This is a genomic window from Ornithinibacillus halotolerans (assembly GCF_014637405.1).
Classification (GTDB): Bacteria; Bacillota; Bacilli; order Bacillales; family Amphibacillaceae; genus Ornithinibacillus; species Ornithinibacillus halotolerans.
In genome coordinates this window covers 1-631 of sequence record NZ_BMEY01000048.1, presented here as the reverse complement: position 1 = coordinate 631, position 631 = coordinate 1, and the positions used below count along the sequence as shown (strand labels likewise).

Sequence of the window (631 nt, the reverse complement as noted above, 5' to 3'; positions counted from 1 at the left end):
GATTTTAAGGTTCTCTTTAATTGAAATTTCTCTAAGACCCACTTCTCCCAACATCAGAATGTCACTCGGATGTGGATAGTGTCGCATAATATATCTCGAGGCCTTTCCAAACAACTCAGTAAATGGCATCTTTTTTTTGAACTTCCCATCTTCCAATATACTCTTCCCTTGAAACTCTCGAAATATATGATCCATGTAAACTCTAATGTGGTTCCTAATCGCAGAACGAGATTGGACTAGTTCTCTACGAGCTCTAGTTAACTTTTGAAGTTCATAAACCGATCCCGAAGGTAGCTCATTAAAAGCCCCCCTACCATGAATAACTGATTGAACGATAGCCATTAAATCTAAGTTGTCTGTCTTCGACCAATTCAATAAGGTACTTCTTTCCTGTGCGGTGGTTGCGGCATTTATGATCCTCACTCGATAATTTTCTTGACGGCAATGGTGAACTAAGTCTTCATAATAATGGCCTGTTGTTTCAATACCAACAACTAATTCTCCTTGGGCATAGTTATTTAAAGTTTGTTTCACAGCGTTTTTAATTTTTTCAAATCCTGATAAGGATGCATCAAAGTCAAACGGCTTTACTAGAATCTCACCATAAAAGTCGGTAATCATCGCCTTGTGT

General features: G+C 38.0%; 1 protein-coding gene. It reads right to left on the bottom strand.

What is annotated here, in order from left to right; all coding sequences use genetic code 11:
* Window positions 1-631, bottom strand: a 631-nt coding sequence (locus IEV35_RS19985) for an IS110 family transposase (RefSeq protein ID WP_229740833.1), incomplete at both ends; no start/stop codon positions are given.